The following is a 16085-nucleotide window of genomic DNA, read 5'->3' on the forward strand; positions in this document are numbered from 1 at the left end:
ATGAAACAAGGGGGATAGAGGAACAGTTCTGTTGCAAATAATACCTAGTCTTTGTTAACTAATTCCCCTCAAAACTGGAATGATCATGTTAATAGTTGTAATGACTTTATTAGTTACAGCACTTACAGCATGTGGAAATAATCGTAATCCTGAAGAAGTTGCTACAGCGTATTTCGAAGATGGAAACAGCCTACTATCAAATTAAATGATAGTAGGCTGGCTGTTAAAATTATTTAAGAACTGGGTTATGTTCTAAATGATAAGCTTTCATTATCAAAAAGAGTATTACTAGTTCCCTCCACAAACAAAAACACCCTATCACTTCGGTTCTAAATTTAGCACCTTCCCCTCTATCCCCTCCGTATTCAATGTAGTCGTATGATACGTGCCATTTACCCAATCATCTATTTGATCATGATACCAATCGCTTCTAAAATGGCCCGACTGTCCTGGCCCTACGATATGATAACCGTTTGACATATCTTTCGTATCAATAATGAATCTCCAAGACGCCCCGTGATTTACAATGCCGTTTTCGCCGTAACTCGCTGCTTGCACGGTAACTTGGCTCCCACCAATCGGAACTGGTTTCTCACGATTAAAAGCGAGTAATGCTAACATACTCGATGATTTCGAAATTGGATGTGTAAAAGCGAGTTGATGGTAATCGCCCCACTTCCACTCTCCAATATCGGGTCCATATTCCTTCTGCAATTTCTTCATTACATTCTCGTACGATGTATGCACAACTTTTGTGAAACCTCCGTACTTCGTAAACCAAACGCTATTTTCTCCCGCTACTTCTTTTCGAATCAATTCATCAACAACTTGTGACTTCCCTTCAAATAACTCCATTACATCTTTCGGTATTTCTTTTGAAAATAACGTATTTGAAATCTCTTTCATTAACAAATGGAATATTAATGGTGCCGCTTCATCTTTACTATCGTAAAAATTCCACTTTGTTAATTGGTCTACGCCTTCTTTCTCTACCTCATTTAAAGATGCTTTATTTAACTCTTTTAAAAATATAGGAGTAAACTCTTTCCCATATAAATTCTTTTGATCCATCTGTAACTCTTCTAAATCTTTCACCGTATACTTTTCCTTCTCTTGCAAAAATTCTTGAATACGCATTTGCCTATATGGCTGCGCCCACGTATTGCTAATATGATACGGATAATCATCATCAACAATTTTATTATTCGCAGTTGAAATAAACCCTTGTTTTGGATTAATTACTTTTGGAAGTTGATCAAACGGGATATACCCTTCCCATTCATATTCATCTGTCCATCCTGGAACAGGTAAGCTACCATCACCTTTTTTACGCACTGGTATATTTCCATTCGCTTTATAAGCAATTGTGCCATCGTTTGATGCAAACACAAAGTTTTGGGTTGGTGTATGAAAATCTTGAAGAGCGGTTTCAAACTCATTCCAGTCTTTTGCTTTGTTCATATTTAATACAGCTTTTAACTCAGCTGACGGTTCTAAAGCTGTCCACTTTAAAGAGAATACTGTTTTCGTTTTCTCCTTCCCCTTATCCGCAAACTCTGAAATTACTGGTCCATGCCTCGTAATCGTAACGTTATAAGGAATTGTCTTCCCGCCTTTTACTTTAATAGACTCGTCTACAACGGTAGCTTTCTCCCATTTATCGTTATACAGAAATTCATTTTCATTATTAGGATTTCTCTTCTCAATATATAAATCTTGCACATCAGGCCCTGTATTCGTAACACCCCACGCTATTTTGTCATTGTGTCCTAATATAACACCTGGTACTCCAGCGAAAATAACGCCACTCACATTTAAACCTTTCATTTCAAGTCTCGTTTGATACCAAATAGAAGGCGTCGCAAGAGATAAATGAGGATCATCTGCTAAAATTGGCTTACCTGACGCACTCTTCTCACCGCTCACAACCCAGTTATTACTACCGTTAAACTCCGGCGGAATTATCGTTTTTGAAAAACTTTGTGCTACGTCCACATTTGTATTTTTCAGTTCAGCTAGCAATCTAGGAGCATCTTTCGGATATGCAGGAAATAGCTCATTCGCTTGCTCTTTCGGAAGATTTTTCAGCGCCCAATATCGAAATGCCTGTCCGTGCCAATGTCCTCCTAAGTCAAACGCCATATACTTCCCAATCGTTAAAGTATCAACAATTGACCACTCAGCAGGTTCATAACCTAATATAGTAAACTCAACTGGTAATTTCTTTTCCTTTTTCGCCTCACGTATAAAAGCGTTCACCCCATCAGCAAATGACTGCAGGGCATCTTTCGCTTCTCCATTATATTGACTAACTGAAGCTTCGGCCGCTCGCCGTAAACCGAGTGTTCGAAACAATTTATCTCGGTCAACAGCTGCTTCCCCAACAACTTCACTTAACATACCAGACGCTTGTCTTCTACTTAAGTCCATTTGAAACAAACGATCTTGCGCTTGTACATATCCTTGTGAAAAATATAAATCATGTGCATTTTCCGATTTAATATGCGGGACACCTTTACTATCACGCTTCACCGTAACAGCGTGTTGTAAATCCTCTAGCTTTATCGTTCCATCTATCTTTGGCATAGATTTCAGCGTATATATGTTCAAAAAAATCGCAGCGGAAATAACTAACAAAAGAACGATACTACTAGCCCAAATAAAAATTCTTTTTCCCCTTTTTCGTTTCTTCTTTATAACGACTTCCATATAACCACCCCTTTCTCACACTATTCGCTTCTATAGTAAAAGAACCTTTTAGACTAGAAAAAATCCTTATCCAAACTATGGATCATACGAACCAAATACTTCTCTCCTATGCATTCCTTCACTAAAATCTACTCGTCCTTTCTTACACCAATTCCTCAAAATCCCCTTCACATAAGCTAACGTTTTCTTATTATTTTCAAACGCAATTTTAAGTGCCTCTAACACTTTCTCTCCAGAAAGTCTTTGTATCCAATTCTTCAATTCCTTCACAATATATGGGGATAAACTACTAATATTTTGTTCATAAAACTTATAAACTTCACTATTTGGAACGTCCTCTTCTATGGTTTCCACCTCTATCTCTTCCGCTTCTTCTTTCTCTTCAATAACTACTTGTGAACTACTATTATCCTCTTCTTTTGGCATACCAAAATGCTGCAGTACTAATGGAATCTTGTATTCTTTTTCAAGGCATTTACGTAAAAATATATGTATGAACTCATTACTTTTTATAGTCTTTAACTCACGTAATACGCACTTCTCCACATTCGTATTTGAAATAGGGTTATAGTGTAACCAATTTATTATGAATACCTCTTTCGTTTCCGTATCATATAGAATCTTTCCATACTCAACAAACCTGTTTAGCAACTTCTCAACAGTCTCCATACTATAACCTGTTTCAAGCTCTGCCACACGCTTCGGTAATATGTAGATACCACATTGCTTCGTTTTCGTACCAGTTAACAAATATATGTAAAAATAACGCTCCTCTGGCGTTAAATCTAATATGAATTCATCTTGCCAAAAGTTCACCTGCACATTACGGTATACCGCCATATGTTTCCCTCCACTCTTTGCTAGTAAATAGGAAAATTTTAATCCTTCATTATAAAGATAGGAATGCGGGAATGGTTTTGGCATTCGAATTACAATTTTTTTACTACTACAACGCCGGTTTCATTTTTTCGCGCTTGTTTTGTTCTTGTAGTTGTTTTTGTTTTTGCTTTTGTTTTTTCTTAGTGATTTATTACTTGGTAGGGGCTTATGAGGGGCTTGGAAGGGCATTCTACATTACAATCTATCAAATACAATTGTTCTTCCTACTAAATAGGAGCTATTCCAAATTATTATTTTGGATAGCTCCTTTCAAATTCTTCTTATTTTTTACTTCTACCAATGTCAGCTTCTACATACAATTTCTTCTGCTATTTGCGGGCAGTAAAACTCTCATTTCAAAATTTGGTGAATAAACTGCTTGATTGCAATGCGAGTGGCCCTCACTGATTAAAGTTTCATTTTATTTTTGCATTGAATCTAACATCTTCACAATAAAGGCAGCCGCCTGACCACGAGTTGCTGTGCCTCGAGGATCAAACTCATTATTTCCAATACCATTAACTACCTTTAAACTGTATAATCGTTGAACCGATTCTTTGTATGTTATTAAATGCTTATCTGTAAATGGTAATGCTACTAACTCACCTGTAATTCCTTTATATCGTAATGCTTTGTCAATCATAATAGATACTTCTTCACGAGTAATTGGTGAGTTAGGATCAAAAATCCCTTCACCACGACCATTAATAATTCCTGCACTTGCACAACGTTTAATACCGTCATGAAGTGATGGATGTGCCTCATTGATATCTACAAATGACTTATTTCCCTCTGGTAGTTTAAGAGCATTCGAGATTAATTTCGCAAACTCCGCTCTCGTTACATTTCGATATGGAGCAAATACACCATTGCCTTCGCCTTGCATAATACCTAGACTGTTTAATTTACGAATATGCCCTTCAAACCATCCACCTGTAATATCATCTTTTGGTTTTTGTACTTCTTCCTTAGGCTTTTGCACTTCTTCCTTTGGTACATTGTAGTTAATTTTAATCCAACTTGGGTCATAGAAAATCCATTCTCCAATACCTACTTTATACCAACCATTTTTAACCGCTAATACTTTGTAACGATCTCCGTTTGAAGCTTTACGTACAACACGATGTTCAATGCCCGCATCACTACGTACATTGATGCCACTACCATTTACCACTAGTTCCATGCTAGGTTCAGCTGGATTATTTTCATTTGGATTAAATGAGTCATTTTTATCTTGTAAAGGCGTATCAATCTGCGCATTTATATTTGCATACCACTGAATTCCTTGTACGAAACCAGCCCAATTACCTCGTGAAATTAAAATGTCAGGACATTTTTTCCCGCTCCATTGTTGATGCTTGTATATATGATCTGCACCAATTCCTTCTTTGTTCATTAAATAACCTGCAAGTCGTTTTGCATTTTCTAACGCTTTATTGTAATCACCGTCTTGGTTAACCGCAATCTCGATACCGATAGACTCCCTGTTTCCTGAACCATCTCCATCTCCTGCATGCCAACCATTTTCGTTTGTTGGTAAGTGTTGATAAATTTGTTTATCATCTACAGTAAAATGCCATGAAGCTGTTCGGAAAGTGCCTTCAGTTGCTTGCTTGTATAAATATTTCGCATGATTTTCAGCATTAGCACCAGCAGCTGTATTTGCGGTCTCATGGATTGTAATGTAACGTGCTTTCATCGGATTCGCAGGACGAATATCAGGATTTCCTGCTGGAACAATCCACTCCACAAATGGAACTCCTGCAAGTGTTCCATATTTCTTCGTACTCTGTGCACTATATTGAATACCTCTTGGCTTTGCAACAGGTTTCATTTGACGATCAGATCCATCATTTCGACCATCTACAGATTCAAATGCCTTTTCAATGTTTGAAATAGCTTCCTTTTCTGCTACTTGTCCCTTCTTAGCATCTTGCATTTTGTTTAATTCTTCTGTTTCAACATGTTTATGCTTATATTCTTCTAAAAGCATTTTTTCATTTCCAGATACTTCTGCTTCGTTAATTTGTACATGATCAGGAACTTCCAACTTGAAATTAGAATAATTTAATCCGCTCGTTCCGTGTTCTCCTTGGGCAATATTAAGTTGATCAGTTTGAGATTTGTTGATCTCTTCTGCTGATGCTGATAAAGGTACGCTCCCTAAAATCACTAGACTTGTTGATAGTGCGATTACTTGTTGTTTGATTGTCTTATTCATTATTATAATAAATACATACACACTCCCACCGTGTATGTATCTCAACCTCCCTTTATTGTCACATTAATTTTTAAAAATATGAATCTACTATGTAATCCTAATATATTTTCTTTTTATTTATATATTTAAATTATCATATTTTATACCCATTAAGAAAATATTTATATGTCATCCCTACAGATGAATTTCATCTAACATACTTTTTATAAAATTCATCAACAAACATTATTTTACAACTAATTACAAATACCGTCAAAATAATCAATTTAAACTTAGACAAATAACTGGCATACAATTTCATAATAAGAGATCCTATACTATCGAAATACATCTATTACAAATTCCCTTTAACGTTTTCAACAATCTCATTTATCGTATTCCGATCAAACTTATCACTAATTTCATATGACTCACGATCTCCTACGAATTGCACGCCTACGATATCATTGCGATCCTTACCGTATTGCACTTCAATAATAGATCCTCGCTCTATTTGTTTCCAAATGAGACCTGCTTCATCTTTATTATCTAAAATAATGCAGTCTTCAATATTTTCATCAATCCCAATTAATTTATTATCATCCATATATCCAATCTCGTATTGTTGCCGTTCTTTCGCTTTGCCACTTACTAATATACCTTTGCTACCATATGAGTAATCCATATAGTCCTTTTTCTCCGTTTGTACCGCTTTCGACTTTTGTGCTTCAGTTTTTTCAGCAGTCCCACAACCTGTAATAAGACTGATTGGGATAACCACTATTAATACGAATCTAGTAAATTTCTTTATCATTTGTAACCAACCTCATATATTTAATGCAAAACTCCATTTATTACTCTATTAAAGAATAACATGATATTAAGTAAACAGAACGAAAGATAACATATTATTTACATACTCGCACTTTAATGAAGGACTAGGCCATTTAAACCTAGTCCTACATAACTTTAACTTTGCTTCACATACTTAATTGTATGAAATGACGTCTCATTAAATAATTGCAAGTTTTCCCCATCATAATCTTGAACTTTATATGCTATTTTCTTTTTTTGAATTGTATCTTCTACACCGTCTACTAAACGTTTATTGAGATGTAAATAGATTGTAAAAGCTTCCTTATCATATTCCCAAGTGCCTTCAATATAATTCTTTTTATTTGGATACTCACCTTTACCATACGTTTCAAATGTCTTATCACCTTTTAGAATAAGTGACATAATGAAACCGTCTGTTCCTTTGAATCCCCAATTACCGATTAATTCCGTACCATCTTTCACATTCTTCATAACGTTATCCGTATTAATTCCAGCTTTCTTATCTAACTCTTTCAAATCTTTCACAGATACTGTACCGTCACCGATTTTAATATCCCCTTCAAGATCTTTGAATGCCTTAAGCCAGTAAATATCTCCTTCTTTCACTAACTTTTCAGATTTCTCCATTAACTCTTTATCAGTCTTATCGCCTTTTTCTCTTTTTTCTTTTCGGGTGAATACTTCATTTATTAAAGAAAAAGACTCTCTAAAATAACCAATTGCTTTTTCAAAATCCTTTTGTTGATTTACATACTCTGCAGGGGGATCTATCGACTCAAATTTATCTAACACTTTATTTAATTCTTTCACACTATCTACTATATCTGATTTCTTTTTCTTACCGTCAAAAACCTCTCTTGTAATATTGTTATGCTCCGCAAACAACTTATCAAACTCTACCCCTAATTTATACACTTTATTAGGATAGTCTTCCTTTGAAACTTTTTCTTTCTTACTATTAGACTTCGATTCTTTTACTTTAGACTCTTCCGTTTTCTCCTGTTTAGAAGTGTTCGTTTTCTCAGAAACTCCACAACCAAATAACAACATGACCGGAACTGCTACCCCTAGTAGTTTCTTTGCATTCATGACTGATTTCTCCTTCTACTTGAATGGATTACTCTTGCTATACCCATCCTCTTTTTTTATCTTGTAATTAAAGTTACAATCGCAATAACTCCTAGAATCGGTCCCCAATATTCCATTTTTATAAAAAATAATGAGTGCTTTTTGTTAAACATAACTTTTTCACCAGTTTCGGCATCTATATAAACTTTCCCATCTGGCTTATTAATATATTTACCTAAATACCAAGACATAACCCCTGATATAATAAACATTACCGCCATTGGCCAACTATGGTCTTGAAAATATGTAGCGTCCCCCGTTATAGATCCAAAGATAGCCTTACCCAAAAGAGTATTAATAATTACAATAATTGCGACTAAAAAACCCCAACCAGACCAAATAATCATCTATTTCTCCTCCTAAAGCGTACAACTTTGTACTTTATGTTAATTTGAACTGCAAACGAAAATGTTTAAAAAACCGAATATTCAGACGTTTATAATTATATTTAGCTTACATTCGATTCTAACTTTAATGTCCTAAATGCAAATGAACCAGATATAATTTGTAAAATTGTCGGAATAAGTAAAAAGAATAATGACATAAACAACATAACTATAGGAATCACAATCATACAAACTCCATAAACTTTATTATTAACCTTGTTTACTAAACACGATAAAATGAACAATCCTATTTGAACCGTTAAAATAATAGAGTAATAAGCTAAAAGTTCGTAATCAACACCTTCCATAATATTAAACGCTACAACTATTAATATTATGGAAATAATAATTCCCAAAATGCCACCAATTAAACCTAATACAAATTCAGGTGTTCTTTTCAATTCAATCCCCCTTTTTTGAAAAACTAACAACTTGTATATTTTTCCCATTCACCATCATACCAAATATCCATTGGAAAAACTATACAAATGTATTTTTTATTCTACTATACTTTGCTTCTAACTATAGATAGCTTGTAGCAGTCACAAAATCAAAAGCTTCAAAATTACTTACTGAATTGTCATATTGAAAATTATAAATTAAAACGATAGAATTATAGGATTTATTTAATTTAACTACTTCCTTAATTCGAGAAAGTATTTTATCATCATATGAACATCCCGTTAATAACATAGAAATGTCATCACTCGCTTCTTCTAACACTTCCTTTTCAATAAAATCTTCATCTACATCAATCATATCAATATTAAAATCAACAAAAAATCTTGCTGGTATAGAGTCTCCTTCTTCATCATACGTAACATCTATATATGTATCCAACTGATCTTGCGTTTGCATATTACCGAACCATATTGAAACCATTCCGTGTACTTCCATTAATAGCGTCCTCCATTATGAATATATATTCTCATTCAACTTACGCTTTAAAATTCATGATTTTTATAAAAACCATTTCTTCTTTCCTTTCAGTCAAATAGGATTATTCGGAAATTCATTGTCATACTTATTAATTAGCTCTTTATCATTTTCATCAATTGGTACTTCACCTAAGTATTTATGTTTCCAAATAATCATCTGATCACTAAAACTATATTCTGTATCGAACCAATTTGTATAATCGAAATGCATGTTAAATTTCCCACTATGTTCAAGAGACATTGTAAAGGAATACCAAAGTTCTTGGTGGTTATCTTTGAAAACATTTCTTAATTCCTTACTCAATTTATATAAAAAATCTTCTTTCCTTTCAAACTCCTCTTCATCAACTTCGTATTTAAAAGGAATTTCTACACTATACTTATAATTTTCTTTATTTCTGAAGTTGTTATAGAAAAAGTAAGTTCCCCCTCCATCTTCTGATATTTGTGCATAAAAATAAAATTTCTCCCATTCTTCTGGAATCATGGCATGAACCGTTTCCGCTATCTCTCTATATAATCGATTCAATTTTATTTCCAATTGAATACCCCCTATTTGATTTTCATCATTCACTTTTTCTATATTATACCACCCTTTTAATTAGCTCTTTATTTCATCTAAAATTCAAACCAAGTTTCGATACTTTTAGAAAGTAGACATACCTCTTGAATACAATTAGTATTAAAATAAGAAATATGAAAGACTTAAAAAGGCTCTTACATGAAGGAAGGAAGTGCACAGCTATGGATTTTAAAACAGTTATGCAAGAACTTGAGGCTCTAGGTAAGGAACGAACGAAAAAAATATACATATCTAACGGTGCGCATGAGCCAGTATTCGGAGTAGCTACAGGTGCTATGAAACCAATCGCTAAAAAAATAAAATTAAATCAAGAGTTAGCTGAAGAGCTTTATGCCACAGGTAACTACGATGCTATGTACTTTGCAGGTATTATTGCCGATCCAAAAGCTATGAGTGAGTCTGATTTTGATCGCTGGATAGACGGGGCATATTTTTATATGCTATCTGATTATGTAGTGGCAGTAACTTTATCAGAGTCAAATATCGCACAAGATGTTGCTGATAAATGGATTGCAAGTGGGGACGAGCTTAAAATGTCTGCCGGCTGGAGTTGCTACTGTTGGCTATTAGGAAATCGCAAAGACAATGAGTTTTCCGAAAGTAAAATTTCCGATATGCTTGAAATGGTGAAAGATACAATTCATCATTCTCCAGAACGAACAAAATCCGCTATGAATAATTTCCTAAACACTGTGGCAATCTCATATGTACCACTACATGAAAAAGCAGTCGAGATTGCAAAAGAAGTTGGTATAGTTGAAGTCAAACGTGATAATAAAAAAAGCAGTTTGTTAAATGCTTCTGAAAGTATTCAGAAAGAACTTGATAGAGGAAGACTTGGTTTCAAGCGTAAGTATGTAAGATGTTAAAAGTATGAAGGTGTCAATCTAGGAGAGATTGACACCTTTTTAGTGGACATTACTAGACTAACGGAGCTGCAAGTTAAAGGGAACCAATCATTCATCTCCCACTATACATCTCAAACTTCTTCTTTCAATTTATATACCCTATCTCTTTTCTCATCATCTTTGATAAAAATAAGTTTTCCTTCTGTAACAAAACCTTCTAATAGTAAGCATACTTGCCCATATGCTTTAGGCTTATTCGTTGTGAATCTTTCATCGGGTATTTTACCAGATCGTATTAATCGTTCACATAGCTCAAGCGCACTTATTTCTTCAGAATCAATTAATTCTAAAATATCTTTTTGTAATGGTGATAAAGGGGCTGGTACCTTACATACCTCAGCTACCTCCACCTTTTCTTTTTCTTCTTCAAATAAATCTTCAAATGAAATTTGATTCATTACATCTTTTCCTTTCTAACAATTGATTTATATAACATGAATTGAATTCTATAGGTACAAGAACTTTAAATATTAGCTATTGTTATGTATTGCTTGCTTACCTTATTACATGAATTTCAAACTCATATACATCATTTCATATAGTATATTTTGATTATACCAAATATATGTTCTGTTTTCTATTGTAGAATTTTCATAACAGAAATGAAAGTAATAGTGAACATTTTTCTTCTCTTTAGTTGTATAAAAAATCACGTAAAAAGTTTACATAATAAAATTATAGTGCTCTGTTAAATTTCTACGCTAAAACGCAAAAAAACACTCGTTGCCTTTAATCGACAATCGAGTACTTTAAGTTCATCTATTTTTAAGTAGCATAAATTTATAAATTTTGTAGTAACAGTATGACACCATTTATATGTCGTGACAACGACTATGTTAACACTTACGAGTTTGTATGAGTTCGTTAGTTTAATATGCATTCCATGTGTTTTGAAGTATGCACTTTTTAATAGCCTACTCTTTTTTTTCCACTGCAAATACACTTTATTTTCTATTCATCTACATATATGATTGTTATCTTTAGCCAAGCACCACATTTTTTAGCATTCTCATGTATAAAGTATAGTTTTAGCATTTATAAATTTACTGTAACCCATTTCATATATTTGCTTAATATCTTAAATTATTAATTACAACATACAAAAGCTGGTAATTAAGGATTCTTCAATCCATTAATAAAATCCTTAAAGCTATCAGCTATTTTATACGTATTTTCTTCTTCACTAGACTGTGGAAAATAAAAAGAGTGATCCCAATAATATACACCATGGTTTTCAGTATCTGTAATAAGTACAATTAACCCTGAACTCGGATCATCTCCTATGATTAAACTGGTCGGTAACATATCTTCTTCAAACTCTTCATAGCATTCACTTAAATCAAAAGTTTTTTTTACACCTATACCATACAAAACATCTAAAGGGATTTCCTGATTTAATTCTTTAACAAAAAATTTACTATACCTAACTTTCGAAGTCCCTCCGTTATATTCACTTAAAAATTTTTTATAATCTTTCGGAAGTAAAAACCCTAAAAACTCTTCTAATTCTTCAATTGATTCTTCAGTTGCTTTACCAAAAGCATTTAAATTCATTTATTTCACTCCTATTTAATCTTTTAACTTCTTAGCTAATGACATTCCACCCATATGTCGAAATCTTCTGTGCATCTCTTTACTAACTTCTTGCATTGTTGTTAAATCTTGATGATGGTGCCATGTGTTTTCATCTAATTTTGGTCCATTTGGAGCTAATTCATCAGCTTTAGCAAAATCAATGTCATATCTATTAAATTCACCTATCGGAACTTCTTGTCTTACCAACCCAGCAGATTTAAAGTTGGGAAAACCTCCAAGATAAGAAACTCAATTTGGAGGAATCTCCCAATCAATATAAGTCCATATTCCTTCCTCACTAATTTCGATTTCCCCACCTTTTTCTGCCATTTTTCAGGATCTCTAGAATATAAGGGTTTAGTAGATAATTGTTCCTCTGTAAATTTCACTATTTCTGGATTTTTACCCGTACCCTTACTAGCAAGAGAAGCCTCTACACCCTTAATCTTATCATCTATAATCTTATTACTTTCTGTATGATGCTTATTCACCCAGCTTCGTTTAGACGTTATTAAACCTTAATCGTCAATTTCAAAACTTTTCGATTTGACTTTCATATCATCTATGCTTTTCGCTATTTTTTTCAATCTTATCCCCTTATGAATTCTGGATTTCTCTATACTTAGCAAATTTGCAATAGCATAGGTAGTAGTTTGTTGAACCTCTCTGTTAAATAACCGTTCTATTCTAAAATAAAAAGGGGTAGCTCATAAGCAAGTGAAACCCACCGCTTATAAGATAGCCCTTTAATTTTAACGCTCTATTAATCATGTAATTTACTTAAGAACTCTGTGAACGTATTAGCAACATAAAATACATTTTCTCTTGCGATTTTCTCTGCTTCTTCTGCCGTAATCCCTTCACTTTCCATCAGCGCTTCCTTTTCCCATGCATCTTCATGTTCCCAAAAAACAACAATTGGATTTTCTTCATGATTTTTATAATCAAAGCAAATTAAATTTCCTGCTGGGTCAAATGCAAATGGAATTAATTCTTTAGGTAATGTATCACTAAAGTCATTATATACTTCAACTATATATTCGTCACTATTTTCATCAAAAGATAATAAAGTCCCAAAAACTCTTTCATGATTATTCACATTAAATATTTCTGGTTCCACATTAGCACCATTATTCACAGCTACACATTTTATATAATCGTTTGGAAATTTAACACCTATTTCATTACCAATTTCCCCTACAAAATCTTCACTTACAGTTGCATCAGCAAATTGCCACTCTACTTTTCTCATCTAATTCCATCTCCCCATAATTTATTTCCGCCTAAGTGATTTACTTTATGTACTTTTGAAATAACTAATTGCATCTTGCCAGGGACTTGATGGTGATGCCAAGTTAATCCTTTTATTCTTGCCTTACCAGCATTTATTTGAGCTAATTGATCTGGAGAAAACAATTCTTTTGAAATCTTGCCTGAATCAATCGCTTCTTTTAATTTCCTTGTACATTCCTTAAATTGTGCCTCATCTGGACTAATATGTAAATTCTTATCTAGTCTCATTGTAAATTTAACATCGTCCCCTTTAAATATTGGGAATCCTAAAATATCAAAATCTACTCCTTTTTTCACATGTGTTCCTTCTGCTAAAGGCTTATTTAATATATTATTTTTCGTTTTAGTATTCAAATATGTTTCTGTTAGTTCTACAACTTCTTTAAACTCTTCAACACTATCATACCCAAATTCTTTGATAGTAGTATCATCTACTTGTTTTAAGAAATCTTCAACACTATCATATCCCTTAGGCACAATTGATCTATTAATCAAATTTCCATCTTTATCGTCATTATTTTTAATTACTTCGTCAATTTCAGATCTATGAACAGCGTTACCCGTACCCTTAACCCCTCCACTCTCCAAATTCGAGATCCTACTCTGAATACTCGCCTTTGAGGCGTCATGGGCTTCTTGGAATTTCCCGCTATAGTTTGTTCCAGTTCTAGCGACACTTCCATCTGGCAGTATTTCTACACCTTTAGCGAATGGGGTTACGGAGTCCGCACCTTTTGCTAGTTTAATTTCAATTATATAATACTAGGAATTTATGTTAGCCTTAATTCATAAAAAATTACTTTTTATAAATTTAACCCAAGTTTCTCGTTACCACATTTCTATATTATAACATTAACTCAATCGTATCTTTTAAAGCTTCATTTACATTAATAGCCTTTTAAATAAAAAAACTGAAAGAGGATTAATCCACCTTCCAGTTTCTTCTTTCATTATTCTATCGGCCCCATAAATTGAGTAATTAAATAAACATGCTCGATAAGTTTGACTTTTTGTAAGTTTTCTACTTTTTCTGGTCCACCTAGTGCAAGTAAAGGTGTGTAACCAAAACATTCATCTATTTCAAGCTTTCCGTATTTATTTAATGCCTGCTGATAATGCTTCCAATCCAATACTTTCTCTAAAAAATAATCATCTTTCGTATTTTTAAAGAAAAACTTGAATTTTCCAGCTACTACATCTACCGTACCTTTTCGATACTTAAGTAATAATAAATAGTTATTTTCCCACACAAGAATATCTCCCATACCTGTTGTAAAAATTGGGATAGCTTCTTCATAACGGATATAACTTTCCTTTAATATATCTAAATATTTTTCTGGGTTTATTGCTCTTAAGTATCCATTTAACATACTCCCAAACCCATAGCATTTCCATAAATCTATTATTTGATCTGGAACTTTCCCTGTATACTTTTCAATAACCTCTGTTGATGGTTTTTCGAAAGATATAAAATCATTTATATTTTCCATAGTATCCCCTACTCCGATTTCAATCTAACATTAAGATATGTCAAATTTTTTTCTTCCTCTGATAAGGTGTCAGCAACTCGTCTAATTTCCTTATCCACATTACCAATCCTGCTTTTCCACTGCGAACCTATTGATGAATTAATTCTAGAATCACCCATGCCAGTTATTTTTAATGGATTTCCACCCGCAATTTGATCTGGGTCATGTAATGTAGCTTTATCCTTTATCCACTTTAAAGCTTGCTCTTCTGCTTCCCTAAATGAAAAACCTTCTTCCATAAATTCATCAATTTTATCTTGCACAGCTTGTTTTCGTGTTAATCTTTGAGCTGAATTTGCTTGTTTTGATCTCCCATATTTTAAAAATTAGTTCCGATTCTAAATAAACTCATAAACTGTCAATTTTCCCAGTCCATCTTCTTGGTTTTTTAATTGTCATATAAACTCATCTTCATTATGTTTCCGATTACGTTTAAATTTGATTCCAATTTCGTCAGTACGCGAGCTATTATTACCCACTCCGCTAGTTTTATTACTTCCTTCTAATTTACTATGCCCATGAGCAAGTTGATAAACGTCATCCCTAGTTACCGTACTTGCCTTTGAAAACTTTCCAGTTACTTCTCCAACAGTTGAAGGAAGCTTCACTCCTATTCCAGTATCCACCATCCTAACCGCTACTGGAATAGGAGTATTTTTCATAGCATCTAGTGCATTCTTTAAAGTCTTATTTTCCCTAGGCGATTGTACCACATTATTTCTACGCTAAAACACAAAAAAGCACTTGTTGCCTCAAATAGACAATCAAGTGCTTTAAGTTTCATCTGTTTTTAAGCAGCATAAATTTGTAAGTTTTGTAGTAACAGTATGACACCTTTTATATGTGGTAACAACTACTACGTTAAAACTTACGAGTTTGTACGAGTTCGTTAGTTTAATATATATTCCATGTGTTTATATTCAGCACCCAGTAAAATGTCATCTCGCCAAAGCACGTACTTCTTTTTCTTTTCTATCATTGTACATAGTACTCCATGATGGTACAACCATCATGGAGTTTACTCTTCAAAATAGCCATTTCTTTTTCTACCCACTTCTCATATATGCTTATGCATGTTTACGTTAAACCACTATAAACTTTTATCATATATGGTATTGCA

General features: G+C 33.4%; 18 protein-coding genes and 1 pseudogene. 1 reads left to right on the forward strand and 18 read right to left on the reverse strand.

Translation table 11 applies throughout. The features are described from left to right. Positions 1–318: 318 nt before the first annotated feature. From C3Y97_RS16045 to C3Y97_RS16090, 9 genes are all read right to left on the reverse strand, one after another. A complete protein-coding gene (locus tag C3Y97_RS16045; RefSeq protein WP_069358124.1) occupies positions 319–2709 on the reverse strand; it encodes a penicillin acylase family protein in 2391 nt (796 codons plus the stop codon). Between the two features lie 75 nt (positions 2710–2784). After that, positions 2785–3633: a DnaD domain-containing protein gene (locus tag C3Y97_RS16050; protein WP_100655059.1), complete on the reverse strand. Its 849-nt coding sequence runs from the start codon at positions 3631–3633 to the stop codon at positions 2785–2787. A 376-nt stretch (positions 3634–4009) separates the two neighbouring features. Continuing rightward, positions 4010–5809 carry an S-layer homology domain-containing protein gene (locus C3Y97_RS16060; RefSeq protein ID WP_002041482.1) on the reverse strand — a complete coding sequence of 600 codons (1800 nt, stop codon included), beginning with the start codon at positions 5807–5809 and terminating at the stop codon, positions 4010–4012. A 334-nt stretch (positions 5810–6143) separates the two neighbouring features. After that, positions 6144–6602, reverse strand: coding sequence for a hypothetical protein (locus tag C3Y97_RS16065; RefSeq protein ID WP_000591627.1), 459 nt, complete (start codon positions 6600–6602; stop codon positions 6144–6146). A 155-nt stretch (positions 6603–6757) separates the two neighbouring features. Continuing rightward, a complete protein-coding gene (locus C3Y97_RS16070) occupies positions 6758–7714 on the reverse strand; it encodes a DUF3994 domain-containing protein (RefSeq protein ID WP_000992202.1) in 957 nt (318 codons plus the stop codon). Between the two features lie 56 nt (positions 7715–7770). Then, positions 7771–8100 (reverse strand): hypothetical protein, encoded by a 330-nt coding sequence (locus C3Y97_RS16075; protein ID WP_000587853.1) that lies wholly within the window; start codon positions 8098–8100, stop codon positions 7771–7773. Between the two features lie 101 nt (positions 8101–8201). Next, complete coding sequence (locus tag C3Y97_RS16080; RefSeq protein ID WP_000831724.1) at positions 8202–8540, reverse strand: DUF4064 domain-containing protein; 339 nt, start codon at positions 8538–8540, stop codon at positions 8202–8204. A gap of 121 nt (positions 8541–8661) precedes the next feature. Further along, positions 8662–9036 carry an immunity 22 family protein gene (locus C3Y97_RS16085; protein ID WP_000451795.1) on the reverse strand — a complete coding sequence of 125 codons (375 nt, stop codon included), beginning with the start codon at positions 9034–9036 and terminating at the stop codon, positions 8662–8664. A gap of 93 nt (positions 9037–9129) precedes the next feature. Continuing rightward, positions 9130–9618 (reverse strand): antitoxin YezG family protein, encoded by a 489-nt coding sequence (locus C3Y97_RS16090; protein WP_000403546.1) that lies wholly within the window; start codon positions 9616–9618, stop codon positions 9130–9132. A gap of 203 nt (positions 9619–9821) precedes the next feature. Between C3Y97_RS16090 and C3Y97_RS16095 the strand changes: the two genes are divergently transcribed. Further along, positions 9822–10529 (forward strand): DNA alkylation repair protein, encoded by a 708-nt coding sequence (locus C3Y97_RS16095; protein WP_000346317.1) that lies wholly within the window; start codon positions 9822–9824, stop codon positions 10527–10529. 110 nt (positions 10530–10639) lie between these two features. On the opposite strand, the gene C3Y97_RS16100 is transcribed toward C3Y97_RS16095, so the two are convergent. The 9 genes and pseudogenes from C3Y97_RS16100 to C3Y97_RS28170 form a co-directional block, all read right to left on the reverse strand. After that, complete coding sequence (locus C3Y97_RS16100; RefSeq protein ID WP_001071909.1) at positions 10640–10966, reverse strand: DUF3895 domain-containing protein; 327 nt, start codon at positions 10964–10966, stop codon at positions 10640–10642. A gap of 715 nt (positions 10967–11681) precedes the next feature. Continuing rightward, the gene (locus C3Y97_RS16110) at positions 11682–12122 is read right to left on the reverse strand and encodes an SMI1/KNR4 family protein (protein WP_001052209.1); all 441 of its coding nucleotides are present in this window, start codon (positions 12120–12122) and stop codon (positions 11682–11684) included. Positions 12123–12137: 15 nt separating this feature from the next. Continuing rightward, positions 12138–12350: an HNH endonuclease gene (locus C3Y97_RS28155; protein WP_002041488.1), complete on the reverse strand. Its 213-nt coding sequence runs from the start codon at positions 12348–12350 to the stop codon at positions 12138–12140. A 185-nt stretch (positions 12351–12535) separates the two neighbouring features. After that, positions 12536–12769: pseudogene (locus C3Y97_RS28160) on the reverse strand (hypothetical protein); the annotation flags it as partial. Positions 12770–12906: 137 nt separating this feature from the next. Then, positions 12907–13395 carry an SMI1/KNR4 family protein gene (locus tag C3Y97_RS16125; protein ID WP_001233227.1) on the reverse strand — a complete coding sequence of 163 codons (489 nt, stop codon included), beginning with the start codon at positions 13393–13395 and terminating at the stop codon, positions 12907–12909. After that, positions 13392–14126 carry an HNH endonuclease gene (locus C3Y97_RS16130; RefSeq protein ID WP_242260077.1) on the reverse strand — a complete coding sequence of 245 codons (735 nt, stop codon included), beginning with the start codon at positions 14124–14126 and terminating at the stop codon, positions 13392–13394. The genes C3Y97_RS16125 and C3Y97_RS16130 overlap by 4 nt, the downstream gene beginning before the upstream one ends. A 260-nt stretch (positions 14127–14386) precedes the next feature. Then, positions 14387–14926, reverse strand: a complete 540-nt coding sequence (locus C3Y97_RS16135; RefSeq protein WP_000427866.1) for a T6SS immunity protein Tdi1 domain-containing protein — start codon at positions 14924–14926, stop codon at positions 14387–14389. An 8-nt stretch (positions 14927–14934) separates the two neighbouring features. Next, positions 14935–15228 (reverse strand): polymorphic toxin type 15 domain-containing protein, encoded by a 294-nt coding sequence (locus tag C3Y97_RS28165; RefSeq protein ID WP_001152727.1) that lies wholly within the window; start codon positions 15226–15228, stop codon positions 14935–14937. A 132-nt stretch (positions 15229–15360) separates the two neighbouring features. Then, a complete protein-coding gene (locus tag C3Y97_RS28170) occupies positions 15361–15627 on the reverse strand; it encodes a hypothetical protein (RefSeq protein ID WP_002041492.1) in 267 nt (88 codons plus the stop codon). Positions 15628–16085: the final 458 nt, after the last annotated feature.

Source organism: Bacillus sp. DU-106 (assembly GCF_004799705.1).
GTDB classification, from domain to species: Bacteria; Bacillota; Bacilli; order Bacillales; family Bacillaceae_G; genus Bacillus_A; species Bacillus_A cereus.

Coding starts and splice junctions, on each gene's coding strand:
- C3Y97_RS16045 (WP_069358124.1), bottom strand. CDS start 2,709: ATGGAAGTCGTTATAAAGAAGAAACGAAAAAGGGGAAAAAGAATTTTT.
- C3Y97_RS16050 (WP_100655059.1), bottom strand. CDS start 3,633: ATGCCAAAACCATTCCCGCATTCCTATCTTTATAATGAAGGATTAAAA.
- C3Y97_RS16060 (WP_002041482.1), bottom strand. CDS start 5,809: ATGAATAAGACAATCAAACAACAAGTAATCGCACTATCAACAAGTCTA.
- C3Y97_RS16065 (WP_000591627.1), bottom strand. CDS start 6,602: ATGATAAAGAAATTTACTAGATTCGTATTAATAGTGGTTATCCCAATC.
- C3Y97_RS16070 (WP_000992202.1), bottom strand. CDS start 7,714: ATGAATGCAAAGAAACTACTAGGGGTAGCAGTTCCGGTCATGTTGTTA.
- C3Y97_RS16075 (WP_000587853.1), bottom strand. CDS start 8,100: ATGATTATTTGGTCTGGTTGGGGTTTTTTAGTCGCAATTATTGTAATT.
- C3Y97_RS16085 (WP_000451795.1), bottom strand. CDS start 9,036: ATGGAAGTACACGGAATGGTTTCAATATGGTTCGGTAATATGCAAACG.
- C3Y97_RS16095 (WP_000346317.1), top strand. CDS start 9,822: ATGGATTTTAAAACAGTTATGCAAGAACTTGAGGCTCTAGGTAAGGAA.
- C3Y97_RS16100 (WP_001071909.1), bottom strand. CDS start 10,966: ATGAATCAAATTTCATTTGAAGATTTATTTGAAGAAGAAAAAGAAAAG.
- C3Y97_RS16110 (WP_001052209.1), bottom strand. CDS start 12,122: ATGAATTTAAATGCTTTTGGTAAAGCAACTGAAGAATCAATTGAAGAA.
- C3Y97_RS16125 (WP_001233227.1), bottom strand. CDS start 13,395: ATGAGAAAAGTAGAGTGGCAATTTGCTGATGCAACTGTAAGTGAAGAT.
- C3Y97_RS16135 (WP_000427866.1), bottom strand. CDS start 14,926: ATGGAAAATATAAATGATTTTATATCTTTCGAAAAACCATCAACAGAG.
- C3Y97_RS28170 (WP_002041492.1), bottom strand. CDS start 15,627: ATGAAAAATACTCCTATTCCAGTAGCGGTTAGGATGGTGGATACTGGA.